We start from the raw sequence: 15029 nt of genomic DNA, 5'->3' as shown, positions 1-15029 counted from the left end.
CTTTAGTCTTTTTCTGTGTCTTCGGCCGGAGAAAGTTCGATGCTATCATCGAAAAAGCCCTTTTTTACCTCGGGTGTTACTCCCGAACCGGCAGGATTCTGAAAGTTATTTGCTACAATCCGGAAAACCGTGCGCCGGTTTAACTGATGCAATGCTTCGCGTTCGTTTTCGGGGCGTGAATTGATGTAAGCCTCTGTTAATGCAGTGCCGTTTGCTAATTTCAGCGGGCGTAACTCGCCAAAGCCTTTAGCCACTATACGACGCGGATCAACGCCTTTTTCATGCACCAGATAATTTACACAGGCCTGTGCGCGTCTTTCGGAGAGCGTAAGATTGGCCTTTTCTGAACCGCGACTATCGGTGTGTGCCGCAATTTCGATCACCATAGCTGGGTTTTCGGTGAGCAGGCGGTACAGAAAATCGAGTGAGTCTTTTGACGACGGCTCCAGCTCGGCGCTGGCCAGTTTGTAAAGCACGGCCGGAAAGGCAATTTCTTCTTTGGGCGGAATAGCCGTGAGGCAGCTTTGTGTGCTGATACTGCACACCGAATCGGCATCAAATTTTATTACCGGGCGCAGTAAAGCAGGCAAACTGAGATAACCGGTGGTTTGGCCGCAGCTGGCCTTGCTGCCATCTATCGAAAGCACATAGCTGGTGCCGTGGCGGCCGGTGAACCCAAAACTTCCATCAGCATTGCTGCTTACCGCAAAGGCTGCACCTGCCGAGGGCGTAACCGTAATTACGGCACCGCCTACGGGCTGCTTTGTGTCGCAATCGGTAACAAGGCCCTGTGCGTTTTTGGGTGCGGCTTCAAACGACCAGATGTCATCTTTGCCTTTACCACCTTCGCGGTTTGAAGAAAGGTAGCCGCGCTGTTTAAGCCCGTCAAACAAAATCCCGAAATCATCTTGCGGCGAATTAAATGGCAGGCGCAGGTTTTCGGGCTGCCCCCACGCCCATTTGCTGCCCGGAAGTTTCGGCGCCCGAAACAAATCCAAACCGCCCAGCCCCGCCAGCCCGTCGCTCGAAAAATAAAGCGAGCCATCGTCGTGGATATACGGAAAACCTTCGCGGCCTGTGGTGTTTATCATGCTTCCCAAATGTTCGGGCCTGCCCCATGTTTTGCTGCGTGCATCCCAGTTCGACACCCACAAATCAGAACAAACGCCGCCCAAATTGCCGGGCATATCAGATGTAAACACCATCACCTGCCCGTCGGCACTGATGGCGGGGTGACGAAAGTTGTAATTATCCAGCACCTCCGCATCCAGTCCGAAATCAACCATTTGTGGCACGCCCCATGCAGCGCCAAGTTTGTCGGCATAGTAAATATGACAGGTCTGATACTTGCGGCGCAAACGCTCTGAGCGCGTAAAGTACATGCGGTTTCCTTTGGCAAGAATGCACGACGAGCCTTCGTTGGCCACCGGGCGGTTTACCTCGCCATTAATGCCAGCCGGCGCACTCCAGCTCCCTTTTTTATCAAGCCGCGCTTCAAACACATCGCTGAAAAAGCCGCCTGAAATCGGGTCAACCGGCGGGCCGCCTATGTTGCCTGTTTCAATGGCCCGCTGCGCTGTAAACGCAATGCCACTGTGCTTTTTATCTACCCAGGTAGGCGAAAACTCACTCTCCTTCGTATTGAGTGATTTTACGTTGCTCACCGTCCAGCAGGAATTTATTTCGTTTATCCACCGTGCTGCCAAACGGGCCGAAGTAATGCCGCGCGCCCCGGCAGGATCGCTCGGTACGCGCTCCTGATAAGCGTTATAAACGCCCAGCGCCTGCTCATACTTTCCTGCAGCCATAAGCATATCGCCCTGCAGCAGCAACGCCTTATCATCGGCATACCCGGCTTTTACGGCACGACCGTAGTCTTTGGCTGCATCTTCAAATTTGCAGAGGCGGCGGCTGCATTCAGCCATACGGAAATAAATAAGAGCCTTATCCTGCTTTGAGACCTTTTCCTTTGAATTATTATAATAGGTATAAGCCGCCGCATACTGGCCGCGTTCGTAAAGCTGATGTGCCGTTCGCAATTGGGCATAGCCGGTGAGGCTGCATGCCAGCAGCATGCATACTAAAATGCGTTTCATCTGTATCGTGTATGGGTTAAACCTTGCAGGCAGCGTTATTTCTGCCTTTTGTTTATTTACAACCGTGGATCCGCTGGCTGTATTTACACTTATAACGCCTCGCCGGAAATTAGATACAAAAAATCCGGACAGAAAACTATTTTTCTGTCCGGACACTTCAACTTATTTCACTCAATTATTTAGTAAACAACAATTCACGGTACTTGGGCAACGGCCAGGCTTCGTCGGCCACCAGCATTTCAAGTTTATCTGCATTATCGCGGATTACATCAAAGTACGGCTTCACTTTGTTGCAGTATGCCTCGGCTTTTTTCTTCCAGTCTTCAATATTGTTTGCCTTCTTGCGCTCTTCAATCATGGCATCCACATTGGTTTTAATGGCAGCCACATGATCAGACACCTCTTTAATCATATCAAGCTGAATGGCGGCGGCTTTCTTAAACTCTGCAGCAGAAAGCACTTCTTTCAAACCACGCACGTTGCTGATGAGGGTGTTCTGATACTGAAGCGCGGTGGGAATAATGCTGTTCACAGCCAGATCGCCCATTACACGCGCTTCGATCTGGATTTTCTTCACATACATTTCCAGATAAATCTCATAACGCGCATGCTGCTCACGATCATTCATTACGTGGTGACGTTCAAACAACTGCACAAACTCCTTGCGTGTCCATGCGAGGAGGGCTTCGGGCGTGGTTTTGAAATTATTCAGGCCGCGTTTTTTGGCTTCTTTTACCCATTCTTCGCCGTAGCCGTTTCCTTCAAAACGGATGCGTTTTGAATCAACGATGTAGTTGCGCAGAATCTGGAAGATGGCTTCGTCTTTCTCTTTGCCTTTGGCAATGAGCGCTTCCACTTCCTTGTGGAATTTGATAAGCTGATCAGCCATAATGGTGTTCAGCACAGTCATGGCACCTGCGCAGTTGGCTGATGAGCCTACGGCGCGGAACTCAAACTTATTGCCGGTAAAAGCAAACGGCGAAGTGCGGTTGCGGTCGGTATTATCAAGCAGAATGTCGGGAATTTTGCCGATGTTGAGTTTGAGTGCGGTTTTTTCATCGGGCGTCATTTTGCCGCCTTTGAGTTTTTCCTCCAGTTCATCAAGCACTTTTGAAAGCTGTGTGCCGAGGAATACCGACATAATGGCCGGGGGCGCTTCGTTTGCGCCGAGGCGGTGATCGTTGCCGGCGCTGGCAATGGTGGCGCGCAGCAAATCGGCATTATCATGAAACGCCTTGATGGTATTGATGAAGAAGGTAAGAAACTGCAGGTTGGTTTTGGGCGTTTTGCCGGGGCTGAGCAGGTTTTTGCCGGTGTTGGTAGCCAGCGACCAGTTGTTGTGTTTACCGCTGCCGTTTACGCCTGCAAAAGGTTTTTCGTGAAGCAGTACGCGGAATTTATGGCGGCGCGAAATTTTGTCCATAATATCCATCAGCAACTGGTTGTGATCAACAGCAAGGTTGATTTCTTCGTACACCGGTGCACACTCAAACTGGTTAGGCGCTACTTCGTTGTGGCGGGTTTTGATGGGAATGCCCAGTTTATGCGCCTCAATTTCGAGGTCGAGCATGAAGGCTGTAACGCGTTCGGGAATTGATCCGAAGTAGTGATCTTCAAGCTGCTGGCCTTTTGCCGGAGCAGCACCAAACAACGTGCGGCCGGTAATGGCAAGGTCAGGGCGGGCATTGAACAGGGCTTCATCAACCAAAAAATATTCCTGTTCCCAACCCAGCGTAGCCACCACTTTGGTTACGTTCCGGTCGAAATACTGGCACACTTCCACTGCGGCTTTATCTAGCGCATGCAGGGCTTTGAGCAGCGGCGTTTTGAAATCGAGCGCCTCGCCGGTGTACGACACGAAAATGGTGGGAATGCAAAGTGTATCACCAATAATGAAAGCCGGCGAAGAAGGATCCCATGCGGTGTAGCCACGGGCTTCAAATGTATTACGGATTCCGCCATTGGGGAAGCTCGACGCATCGGGCTCCTGCTGCACAAGCTGTCCGCCACCAAAGCGTTCAATAGCGCGGCCGCCTTCTACGGGTTCAAAAAACGCATCGTGTTTCTCGGCGGTTGCTCCGGTAAGCGGCTGAAACCAGTGGGTGTAGTGCGAAGCACCTTTTGAAGCAGCCCAGGCTTTCATGCCCGAAGCAATCTGATCGGCCATTTTACGGTCGAGCGCCTCTCCTTTTTCAATGGCGGCCATTACGCTGGCATAGGCCTCTTCGGAAAGGAACTGACGCATGGCGTCTTTCCCAAACACATTCTCGCCAAAGTAGTTGGCTACCGTGCCGGCCGGCACAGCTACTTCCACAGGCTTGCGGTGCATGGTATCAGCAAGCGCGTTGAAACGGATGGTTGACATGTTTTTTTGATTTTTGGTTGATTTCGGGGGCAAAGGTAATTTTTTGAGGGGGTACTATGTAAAAAAGTTATCTTTTTTTATCTGTACCCCTCCTTTGGGAGGGGTACAGATAAAAAAAGATAACTTATGCACGCTGCCAGATTCCCGTTTGGGCGCGATGCATCGCGCCCAGCGAGTATTCCTAACAAGTATCCGACACAGGGATATGGAGATGCAGCGTATCTCTAACTATTCAGAAGCCCCAAAACTGAGCGAAGCGAAGAAACAAAAAAACTGAGCGAAGCGAAGAAACAAAAAAACTGAGCGAAGCGAAGAAACTATACCAAAACAAGACACGCCCCCAACAAACACCCCGCACTACCCCTTCCGGCTAATAATATGCGGAGGCACAAGCGGATTTTCGGGAGAATCATCCGAGGGAGGTGTTTCAGAAGGATCTGTAGAATTTTCCGGCAATTCCAAATCTGCCGTTTCAGCTATATTGGCTTCAACTGCCACTTCGGCTGGCGGGGTTTGTGTATTGTAAATTACAGTAACCGGTGGCACAGCATCGGGATTGGCGGCATCAATCGTGCGCACTTCTTCTTCCACCGAATTGGCCATGGTGCGGGCGGAGTCGGCAATTTCATCAATATGCTGTTTCAGATTGATGTCGCGCTGCACTTCGTTTACACTGGTTTCAATTTCGCGCTGTATTTCGCCGGCTGCGTTGCGCATTTCGCGCATGCCGCGTGCAAAGCCGCGTACCATTTCGGGCAGCTTATCGGTTCCGAAAAAAAGCACAATCAGGATTACGATCAGAAAGATCTCGCCTGAGCCCAGATTCAGAAACAGCGGAAATGCAGTGAATAACGTCATTGTGCAATTTACTCTGCAAAGGTAGTGCTTTGCATTCGTCCATAAACAAAACAGTCCCCGCGAAAACGCGGGGACTGCTGTTATTTTTTGTCAAACAGTTATGCTTTTGTGCTGCCATCATCCTTGCTGCGGTCGAAATCAACCACAACCGGAGTAGCAATGCAAAGCGAAGAATAGGTACCGATTACAATACCAATTACCAGCGCGAAAGCAAAGCCGCGGATTGTATCGCCGCCAAAGATGAAGATGGCAAGCAGTACGAAGAAGGTAATCATGGAGGTGTTAATGGTACGTGAAAGTGTGCTGTTAAGCGCGTAGTTAATGAGACGGCGCTGTTCGGCACCCTGCATTTGAGTGCCCTTACCGGTAAGGAACTCGCGGATACGGTCGAACACAACCACGGTATCCGTCATCGAGTAAGCCATTACTGTGAGGATAGCAGCCACAAAGTGCTGGTCGATTTCGAGCGGGAAGGGTACAATGCCTTCGAAGATTACGAAGAACGAAAGTACCACCAGCACGTCGTGCAACAGCGCGGCTACAGCACCAAGACCAAACTGCCACTTGCGGAAGCGGAACAGAATGAAGAGGAACATGAGCACGCAGGAGGCAATGATTACCACATACGAACGGTTTACCACGTCTTTGGCAATTGACGGACCAACCTGCGATGAACCTTCGATGGTGTAATTGGCTGCACCACCCGCAACTTTATTTAAGCCGCTGCGCAGTTTTTGATTTACAGTGGTATCAGCTTTGTCTGATACATCTGTAGCCATAAAGTTGGTGGTGATTTTAAGCTGGTTGTTACCTCCGGCTGTTTTCACCTCCGGTGTGGTTCCGAATTCGGGAGTAAGTGCCTGACGAACGGCATCGGTGTTTACTTCATTTACAAACGACACGGTGAATGTACGGCCGCCGCTGAAATCAACACCCAGACGGAAACCATCGTTTTTGAAGAAGAACACCACACCAAGCGCAATGATAGCGCCCGAAATCATGTAGAAAATACGACGCTTTCCTACGAAATCGAAGTTCTTGCCAAGCAGCACATGCTCGGTGGCCGGAATTGAGAAGTTAATCTTGGCATCACGCTTCAGCATGCCGTCGAAAATCATGCGCGTAATGAAAATAGCGCAGAACAGCGAGCTGAGAATACCGATGATCAGCGTGGTGGCAAAGCCCTGAACCGGACCCGTACCGAACGAGTAAAGAATAATACCGAGGATGAGGGTAGTAAGGTTTGAGTCGAGAATAGACGACATGGCGTGCTTGTAACCATCGGCAATGGCCAGCGCCAGTCCTTTTCCTTCACGGAGTTCTTCGCGCACACGCTCAAAAATGAGGATGTTGGCGTCAACCGAAAGGGCGATGGTGAGAATTACACCGGCAATACCAGGCAGTGTAAGTACAGCACCAAGTGAGGCGAGAATACCTACAATAAAGAATACGTTTACAAACAGTGCAATGCTGGCCACCCAGCCTGCGCGGTTGTAGTAGAAGCCCATGTAAAGCAGTACAACCAGCAGCGCCACCACGAAAGAAAGCAGACCTGAGCGAACGGCTTCCTGACCGAGTGAAGGCCCTACTACGGTTTCTTCCACGATGCGGGCCGGAGCAGGCAGCTTACCGGTGTTAAGTACGTTTACAAGGTCATCCGCATCCTGGCTGCTGAATTGGCCGGTGATTTGTGATACACCGCCGGTAATTTCGCCATTTACGGTGGGGTACGAATACACGCTGTTATCAAGCACAATGGCAATGCTGCGGCCCACATTTTTGCGGGTAATGCGCGCCCACTCGCTTGAGCCGGCGGCATTCATGCTCATACTAATTTCGTAACCGGCAGTGCCGCTCTGGCTGCTTTGCTTGCGGGCATTGGTAATTACATCGCCCTGCATGGCAGCACGACCATTACGGCCAGCTTTGAGTGCAATAAGCGTATAGAAGGGAGAACCGCCGTTTTCGCCGGTTTCGCCTTTGAAGTTCCACATCAGACGAAGATCTGAAGGCAGAATACGTGCTACTTCGGGATTGCGGAACAGGCTCATTACATAAGCCGTATCTTTTTGTGCGGCAAAGCCAAGCACCGGGCCTTTGGGCGCCTGACCCTGCTGAGAGAGGTTAAACTGGAAACGCTCAAACAGCGGCTGGCGCTCGTTTTTCTTCTTGGTGGTATCACCGGCCAGTTTAATGCTGTCGGCCTTTTTGATGCTGTCGCCGAGTTTCTGGGCTACTTCACGGGCTTTGGCTGAGTCGGCGGTGGTTTTTGCGTTGGCAAAGTCAGGCTTGTAGGCAGCAGAATCAACCTTCACCGAATCTTTGATGCCCATAATTACTTTCAAACGCTCATTGGCATCAAATACTTTCTGGGCAACTTCGGCCACTTCGTAGGTTTCCCAGAATTCGAGATTAGCCGAACCCTGAATGAGCTTACGCACACGGGCTTTGTCTTTCACACCGGGAAGCTCCACCAGAATGCGGTTTGATGATTCGAGCTTCTGGATGTTGGGCTGAGCCACACCGAATTTGTTGATACGGCTTTCGAGAACCAGCTTGGCACGGTCAATGGCGGCATCAGCTTCCTTACGGATGGCCGCAAGCACCTGCTCGTTGGTTGAGTTGTAGGTAATGTTGTTGTCTTTCAGACTGGCAGCGAAGTAGCTCGACAGGCGGCCCTGCGGATTTTTCTCGGCGTAGGCAGCACCAAACAGGGTAATAAAATCCTGATTGCTGGTTTTGTCGCGGTCAATTGCAAGCGCCATTGCCTGGGTAAAAGCAGGATCGGTAGAGTTACCGGCGAGTGCTCTTACAATTTCAGGGGTAGATACCTCAAGGGTAACGTTCATACCGCCCTGAAGGTCGAGACCGAGACTGAGTTCTTTTTCCTTACACTGCTGATAGGTAAAATACTTCAGATAGATTTTCTTGCCGGCAATCGAATCTTCGAGGAAGAAACGGAAACGGGCATCTTTTACCGAATCAATAATGTGTTTTTCGAGCTGCTTGTTGCCATTGGTTGCGGCAATCAGATCCTTTACACTTTTGGTGTTCAGATAATTCGTTGCGTAAGCATCGGCTTTCTTCTCCCAGCTTCGGGTTACGAAGGTGAATGAGAGGTAAAAGATACAGCTCAGCGCCATCAAAATGGCGAAAATACGGATGGCTCCTTTAATGTTTTGCATAGCTATTGCGAAATACCCACCGGAAAGTGAATCAACGGGTTACACCTTTCCAAAATGGAGGCTGCAAATATAGAAGAAAAATAGGATTCACAAGCCTCCGGCTGCAAGCTGCTGTTTTCGCAGGAAAGTTTTTAACATTTTTATTTACAAGCACCTAAAAATCAGCAACTTGAAATACATAATCGCTACCGAAATCACTGCAAGCCACTGATTTATTCCCGAAAAATGTGATTAAAAACAGCTGAATTTCGGATTTAGCGATACAGAACACGTCTTCTGCAAAAGTCGCAAACCCGATTTAAGCGTATATTTGAAGCATCTCCCCGCTGGTTATTTCGTTATATTAAGGCTTCAGGCTAATCTATGAAAACCATTTTTACTCCTGTTCTTGCTGCTTTGCTTCTTACCACTCCGCTTGCGGCACAACTTACCTTTAACCGGGTTGATACCATTCCGGTTGTGGCCAACAGCCAGCTCCTCCCCTTTCCCTGGGCGGGTGGCATGAATTTCTGCCAGTTCAGCGAAATTGATCTTGACCAGGACGGCACCATGGATTTGTTTTCGTTTGACCGCACGGGAAACAAAATACTGACATGGGTAAATAACGGTACACCCAACCAAAGCGACTACCGTTTTGCGCCTGAGTATATTAATCGTTTCCCGCTCCTGCACGACTGGGTGTTGCTCCGCGATTACAATTGCGACGGGAAGATGGATATTTTCTCTTATTCGGTGGCTGGCTTTTCGGTGTATAAAAATATTTCCACTCTTTCATCGGGGCTTCAGTTTCAAATGGTGTCGTTTCTGGTGTACACCAATTTATCGCCAAACAGCACTAATTTCATGAGCAACCTGTATGTAAGTGCAGTTGATATTCCCGCCATACGCGATGTGGACGGCGACGGCGACATGGATGTACTCACCTTTGGCATTGCCGGCACCACCGTTGAATGGCACCGCAACTACAGCATGGAAACCTATGGCATTTGCGATAGTCTGCATTACAAACTTGAAGACCAGTGCTGGGGCAAGTTTGATGAAAATGCACTAAATGCCAGCATTACACTTGGCACTACATGCCTTCCGCCCCCCATTGCACCACTTGACCCGGCCCAAACACCTGTGCTGCGCACCGGAAACAACAGCCGCCACGCCGGTTCGTGCATCGAATGCATCAACACCAACAACGATGCCGACCTTGATCTGGTGATTGGCGATTTAACCAACCCGTTTATGACTTACCTGCGTAATGGCGGCACACCCGCTGCTGCACAAATGGATCTGGTAGATTATGTGTATCCGCAAAGTTATTCGGTAAATATCCCGCTGTTTCCCTGCGGTTATCATCTGGATATTGACAACGACGGGAAAAAGGACCTGATTTTTGCGCCCAACGCACCGAATACTTCTGAAAACCACACCAGCGTGTGGCTTTACAAAAACACCGGCGATAACGACAGTGTGGTGTCTTCTTTTGTAGAAAGCAACTTTTTGCAAAAAGACATGATTGATCTGGGCGAAGGCGCTACACCCACACTGCATGACTACGACGGCGATGGTGATTTTGATTTGTTTGTGGGCAACTACGGCTATTTTAACAGTGCAGGGGCGTATCCTTCAAAAATTGCCTTGTTCAGGAACAACGGCACCAACGCATCGCCCATTTATCAGTTACTTACCACAGACTTTGCCGGCATAAATGCGCTCAACCTCAATATTGTGGCAATGGCGCCCACCTTTGGTGATATTGACGGCGATGGCGACAAGGATTTGATTGTGGGTGATGTAGTGGGCAAAATTCATTTCTTCCGCAAAGACCCCGGACAGCCCGATAATTTTGTGCTTGCCGGCGCCAATTACCAGGGCATAGATGTGGGTAATTTTGCCACACCACAGTTGGTGGATGTGGACAACGACGGCAAGCTTGATCTGCTGATCGGCGAACAGGATGGCCGGGTAAACTATTTCCGCAACACCGGCACCGCCACGGCACCGCAGTTTACAGTAATTACACAGTTTCTGGGCGGCGTTACCGTAAATCAGGTTATGTTTACCACCGGCTACAGCACACCCTTCCTGTTTCGCGAAAACGGCGCTTCGGTGCTGCTCGTAGGTTCAGAACGCGGCTATCTTTTCCGTTACGATAATATCGACAACAACCTTACCGGCACATTTACCCTCACCGATTCGGTGTACATCGACCGCCGCTTTGGTTCGCGCATTGCACCTACAGGTGCAGATATAAACAACGACGGTGTAATTGACCTGATTATTGGCAACTATTCCGGCGGACTGCACGCTTTCTGGGGTGATAATAATGTATCTACAGGCGGAGAAATAAACAATGAAACTGTGGCATTTACTTTATTCCCCAATCCCGCCACAGCTCAGGTACAAATGCAAACCACTGCCACGGCCGTGAAGCCTTCGGTACTTCGCATGTATAATATAAACGGACAGCTTGTGCATCAGGAAATGCTTACGTCTCCGCTGAGTACAGTAAATACGGGCGCGCTGGTTTCAGGTATGTACATTTGCCAGATTACCACACACAGCGGAGCCACGGCACACCGCAGGTTAATTATTCAGTAGGCTGCAATAATTACTTTAATTACCACCCTGATATTATTGTATAACTTTGCGACATGTTGCAACGTACACGGCAGTTTGTAAAAAAGCAGGGAGCATGGGTGGCCATGCTGCTGTTTGCCGTGCATTTGCTTCCGCAGGAACTCATTCACGAGTTATTTCCGCACAACGATACCGAGCACGAGATTACAGCCGTTAGCAAAGCCGGAACTACAATCGGCCACGCACACGTGCATTGTACATTTGAGCAGCTTGAAGGCGAATCGTGTGCAGCACATGAGTTTATTTTCAGACCGGTAATTGCCGCACACAGCTATGCGCACGCGGCACTGGTAGTAAGTCCGGTTTTCCTTTCCGAACCCTCTTTTCTTTTTCTGCGCGGCCCGCCGCAGCTGATAGGTTAACACCGCTTTTCCGGTTGTTGCATTTTACACAATGCAACGTGTGATCTATTCAGTTAATACTCATGCGAACATTCATTTTACTGATGTTCGGTGCAATGCTGTATTTGCCGCTGCAGGCACAACAGGCATTGGCCGGATGCAGTTTATCGCTTTCGGGCGTGGTGCGCGATTCGGGGCGGAGCGAGGTGCTGCCGTATGCATTTATACGGCTCCGGCATCTGGGCTCGGGCGCCGTTACTGCGACCTATGCCGATGAAAAGGGCCGTTACGGTTTCCGTGCACTTTGCAGTGGCGAGTACACGGCCGAATGCTCGCACCTGAACTGCGAAATGATGCGCAAAACGTTTTCGCTTACCGAAAACACAGTGCTCGACTTCGGGCTTCCGCACCACGAGCACACCGGCCCCACAGTGGTAATAAGCGAGCAGGCTCCGGCCACAGGCATCAGTCAGCCCCGCGAAGAACTCAGCGGCCGCACACTCGATCAGGTGCGCGGCAAATCGCTGGGCGAGGCGCTTACAGCCATAACCGGTGTTACTGCGCTGCAAACCGGCTCAAACATTGCCAAACCCATGATTCACGGCCTGCACAGCAACCGTATTCTGATACTGAACAACGGTGTGCGGCAGGAAGGCCAGCAATGGGGGCTTGAGCATGCGCCCGAAATAGATCCGTTTACCGCAAAGCGCATTACGGTTATAAAAGGCGCCGGCAGTATGCGCTACGGCAGCGATGCACTGGGCGGCGTGGTACTGGTAGAACCCGGTGCCCTGCGCGACAGCGCCGGACTTGGCGGTGAAATGCATCTGGCCGGTTTCAGCAACAACCGCGAAGGGAATGCTTCGCTTATGGTTGAACAGAACTTTGCCCGTTTGCCTTCGCTGAGCTGGCGTGTGCAGGGTACGCTGCGCCGGGGCGGAAATGTAAATACGCCCAACTACCGCCTGTGGAACACCGGAGTAAGCGAAGCCAATTTCTCGGCCGCCGCCGGCTGGCACCGCGAGCGCATGGAAGCCGAAGTGTATTACAGCCAGTTCAACACCAAAATTGGCATCTTCTCCGGCTCGCACATCGGCAACATTACCGATTTGTACACCGCGTTTAACAGCGTGCGCCCGCTTGCTCCCGATTCGTTCAGCTACACCATTGGCCGGCCGTTTCAGCAGGTGGAACATGAACTGGCCAAAGCAAAACTGCATTACCATTTAAGTGATGTGTGGACGCTGGAAGCCGTGTATGCGCGGCAGTACAACAAGCGCTTAGAGTACGACAAGCACCGGCCGCGAAACGATTCGCTGGCAGCACTCAACCGCCCCGACCTGAGCTACGAAATCACTTCGCATTTTGCCGAAGTGCTGGCCGAGCATAAAGCAGTGGGGCGGTTTACAGGCGCGTTTGGCGTTACAGCGCAGCATCAGGCAAACACCTATGCCGGGCGGTTTTTCATTCCCAATTTCCGGAACCGCACCGCTGCCGTGTGGGCCACCGAACGCTGGCATGGCGACTCGCTGCTTACACTCGAAGCCGGTGTGCGCGCCGAGTACCGGAAGCTGGAAGTGTTTAAATGGGAAAACAACGTGGTGATAACGCCGGTTCACACCTTTGCCAACGCCACGGCCATTTTGGGTGCCACCTTCCGTTTCAGCGAAAAAGCAATGTTGCTTATTAATGCCGGCACGGCCTGGCGCTCGCCTTCGGTAAACGAGCTTTACAGCGATGGCCTGCACCACGGCGCTGCATCGGTAGAAATTGGCGACCGCAACCTCACGCCCGAAACGGCCTACAATGCCACCGCAGCGTTTAACTGGCACGAACACGAAGTAATGGATGCCGAAGTGAGTGTGTATTACAACTACATTGCCGGTTTCATTTTTGCCCGGCCGGTAATGCCGCCCACGGTGAGTATTCAGGGTGCATTTCCCACCTTCCGTTTTTCGCAGGCCAATGTAACGCTGCGCGGTGCTGACTTTTCAGTGCGGCGTACACTTTCCCGGGGCATTTCGGCCACAGGTAAAGCATCCATACTCCGCGCATGGAACCATGATCTTAACGACTGGCTCATTCTTATGCCTGCCGATCGTTTTGAACTTGGTTTGCAGTACGACTGGAAAGACAAAAAGCGCATCCGCAATGCCTATGCCGGTGCCGGAGTGCAATATGTGAACAAACAATTCAGAGTACCACAAAACAGCGATTTTGTTGCGCCACCGGGTGCATATACCTTAGTACGCATGCAGGCCGGTGCCAGTTTTGTGTGGGCAAACGGACAGCAGATAAACGCGGGAATTACAGTAACCAATTTACTGAACGAAACCTACCGCGATTACCTGAACCGTTTCCGTTACTATGCCGATGATATGGGCCGTAACATCAGGCTGTATGTACAAATACCATTTAATTTCAGGCCCTCAAACAATTCAAACAATCAGCATTAAAATAGTATGAACACGCAATTCAAAAAATACTTCATTGTGGCTGTAGCCGCAACTTCAATTTTCACCGCCTGCAAAAAAGACGACGATCAGGTAACTGTGCCGCCGCCCGTGGTGAATGAGCAGGAAATTATTACCAGTCTGCAACTTGTGGTCACCGATTCGGCTACGGGCAATGCGGTGGATACAGTAGTTTTTCTCGATCCAGACGGCGACGGCAGCGGTGTTCCCTCGCGCTGGGATACGCTTCGTTTGCAGCCTTCCAAAACGTATCTGGTTGATGTGGTGTTGTTGAATACACTTGCCAGTCCGGTGGATACCATTTCAAACGAAGTACTTGAAGAAGCCAACGACCACCAGTTCTTCTTCAGCTTTACCGGCGCCGGCGTTACACACACTTACCTCGACAGTGATACCAATACGCCCCCGCTGCCCATCGGTTTGCAGAATAAATTCCGCACCGGTGCAGCCTCCACAGGTACTACGCAAGTCATTCTCAAGCATCAGCCCGGCATTAAAAACGGCAACGTGGCTACCGGCGATACGGATGTGGATGTAACCTTCCAGACAATTATTCAATAACCTCAATAACCGATACACACCATGAAAAAGAACACCATTTTTGCTTCAATCACCATCTGCCTGCTGCTTGTGCTGGGCGCCTGCAACAAAACCAAACAGGCATCTGACCGGTTGAGCGGCGCTACATGGAAAGTAACCACACTCACCGTTGATGGTGTGGCGCAGGATCATTTGCCCACACTTACGTTTGAAGACTGCGATATTTACGGTGGCGCGTCATGCAAAGGCGACTGGACCAACCACAGCTACCATGCACATTTCATCTGGCAGTTCAGGGAAAAAGCCAAAAAGTTTGAGCTTTCGAACCAGAGCAGCATTGAAGACACACACGGCGGCGGTCACGAGGCGGAAGAAAACATTATTCAGTGCCAGAATTTCAGCGGCGTGTATGAAGTGAAGGAAAGGAAGAAGAGTGTGATGGAGTTTACCACTACCAATGCCGTTGGTTTTCCGGGGCAAACGGTGGTGATGAAGCTGGAGAAGATGTAAAATCATCGAGTCCTCGCAGGCTGTTTCCG

At 50.7% G+C, this 15029-nt stretch carries 9 protein-coding genes; 5 read left to right on the top strand and 4 right to left on the bottom strand.

Annotated features, from left to right (window positions below; translation table 11 throughout):
• Positions 1–2: 2 nt before the first annotated feature.
• The 4 genes from IM638_02450 to secDF all read right to left on the bottom strand — a co-directional run bounded on the left by IM638_02450 (position 3) and on the right by secDF (position 8504).
• Positions 3–2096 (bottom strand): OmpA family protein, encoded by a 2094-nt coding sequence (locus IM638_02450; GenBank protein MCA6361871.1) that lies wholly within the window; start codon positions 2094–2096, stop codon positions 3–5.
• A gap of 175 nt (positions 2097–2271) precedes the next feature.
• On the bottom strand, positions 2272–4461 hold the full coding sequence (locus IM638_02445; protein MCA6361870.1) for a glutamine synthetase III: 2190 nt from the start codon (positions 4459–4461) through the stop codon (positions 2272–2274).
• Positions 4462–4818: 357 nt separating this feature from the next.
• A complete protein-coding gene (locus IM638_02440; GenBank protein MCA6361869.1) occupies positions 4819–5319 on the bottom strand; it encodes a twin-arginine translocase TatA/TatE family subunit in 501 nt (166 codons plus the stop codon).
• A gap of 98 nt (positions 5320–5417) precedes the next feature.
• On the bottom strand, positions 5418–8504 hold the full coding sequence (gene secDF, locus IM638_02435) for a protein translocase subunit SecDF (protein MCA6361868.1): 3087 nt from the start codon (positions 8502–8504) through the stop codon (positions 5418–5420).
• Between the two features lie 363 nt (positions 8505–8867).
• On the opposite strand from secDF, the gene IM638_02430 reads away from it, so the two are divergent.
• From IM638_02430 to IM638_02410, 5 genes are all read left to right on the top strand, one after another.
• On the top strand, positions 8868–11096 hold the full coding sequence (locus IM638_02430) for a T9SS type A sorting domain-containing protein (protein ID MCA6361867.1): 2229 nt from the start codon (positions 8868–8870) through the stop codon (positions 11094–11096).
• A gap of 53 nt (positions 11097–11149) precedes the next feature.
• Entirely contained in the window at positions 11150–11497 is a 348-nt protein-coding gene (locus IM638_02425; GenBank protein ID MCA6361866.1) for a hypothetical protein, read from the top strand.
• Between the two features lie 62 nt (positions 11498–11559).
• Complete coding sequence (locus IM638_02420; protein ID MCA6361865.1) at positions 11560–13932, top strand: TonB-dependent receptor; 2373 nt, start codon at positions 11560–11562, stop codon at positions 13930–13932.
• A 6-nt stretch (positions 13933–13938) separates the two neighbouring features.
• Positions 13939–14511, top strand: a complete 573-nt coding sequence (locus IM638_02415) for a hypothetical protein (GenBank protein MCA6361864.1) — start codon at positions 13939–13941, stop codon at positions 14509–14511.
• Positions 14512–14532: 21 nt separating this feature from the next.
• Positions 14533–15000 (top strand): hypothetical protein, encoded by a 468-nt coding sequence (locus IM638_02410; GenBank protein MCA6361863.1) that lies wholly within the window; start codon positions 14533–14535, stop codon positions 14998–15000.
• Positions 15001–15029 lie beyond the last annotated feature (29 nt).

This window comes from Bacteroidota bacterium, assembly GCA_020402865.1.
In the GTDB taxonomy this organism is placed as follows: domain Bacteria; phylum Bacteroidota; class Bacteroidia; order Palsa-965; family Palsa-965.
This window is presented reverse-complemented; position numbering and strand designations above follow the sequence as displayed.

What these genes read in the sequence shown, in the direction of transcription:
- IM638_02450 (MCA6361871.1), bottom strand. Translation starts at nt 2,096, where the DNA reads ATGAAACGCATTTTAGTATGCATGCTGCTGGCATGCAGCCTCACCGGC.
- IM638_02445 (MCA6361870.1), bottom strand. Translation starts at nt 4,461, where the DNA reads ATGTCAACCATCCGTTTCAACGCGCTTGCTGATACCATGCACCGCAAG.
- IM638_02440 (MCA6361869.1), bottom strand. Translation starts at nt 5,319, where the DNA reads ATGACGTTATTCACTGCATTTCCGCTGTTTCTGAATCTGGGCTCAGGC.
- secDF (MCA6361868.1), bottom strand. Translation starts at nt 8,504, where the DNA reads ATGCAAAACATTAAAGGAGCCATCCGTATTTTCGCCATTTTGATGGCG.
- IM638_02430 (MCA6361867.1), top strand. Translation starts at nt 8,868, where the DNA reads ATGAAAACCATTTTTACTCCTGTTCTTGCTGCTTTGCTTCTTACCACT.
- IM638_02425 (MCA6361866.1), top strand. Translation starts at nt 11,150, where the DNA reads ATGTTGCAACGTACACGGCAGTTTGTAAAAAAGCAGGGAGCATGGGTG.
- IM638_02420 (MCA6361865.1), top strand. Translation starts at nt 11,560, where the DNA reads ATGCGAACATTCATTTTACTGATGTTCGGTGCAATGCTGTATTTGCCG.
- IM638_02415 (MCA6361864.1), top strand. Translation starts at nt 13,939, where the DNA reads ATGAACACGCAATTCAAAAAATACTTCATTGTGGCTGTAGCCGCAACT.
- IM638_02410 (MCA6361863.1), top strand. Translation starts at nt 14,533, where the DNA reads ATGAAAAAGAACACCATTTTTGCTTCAATCACCATCTGCCTGCTGCTT.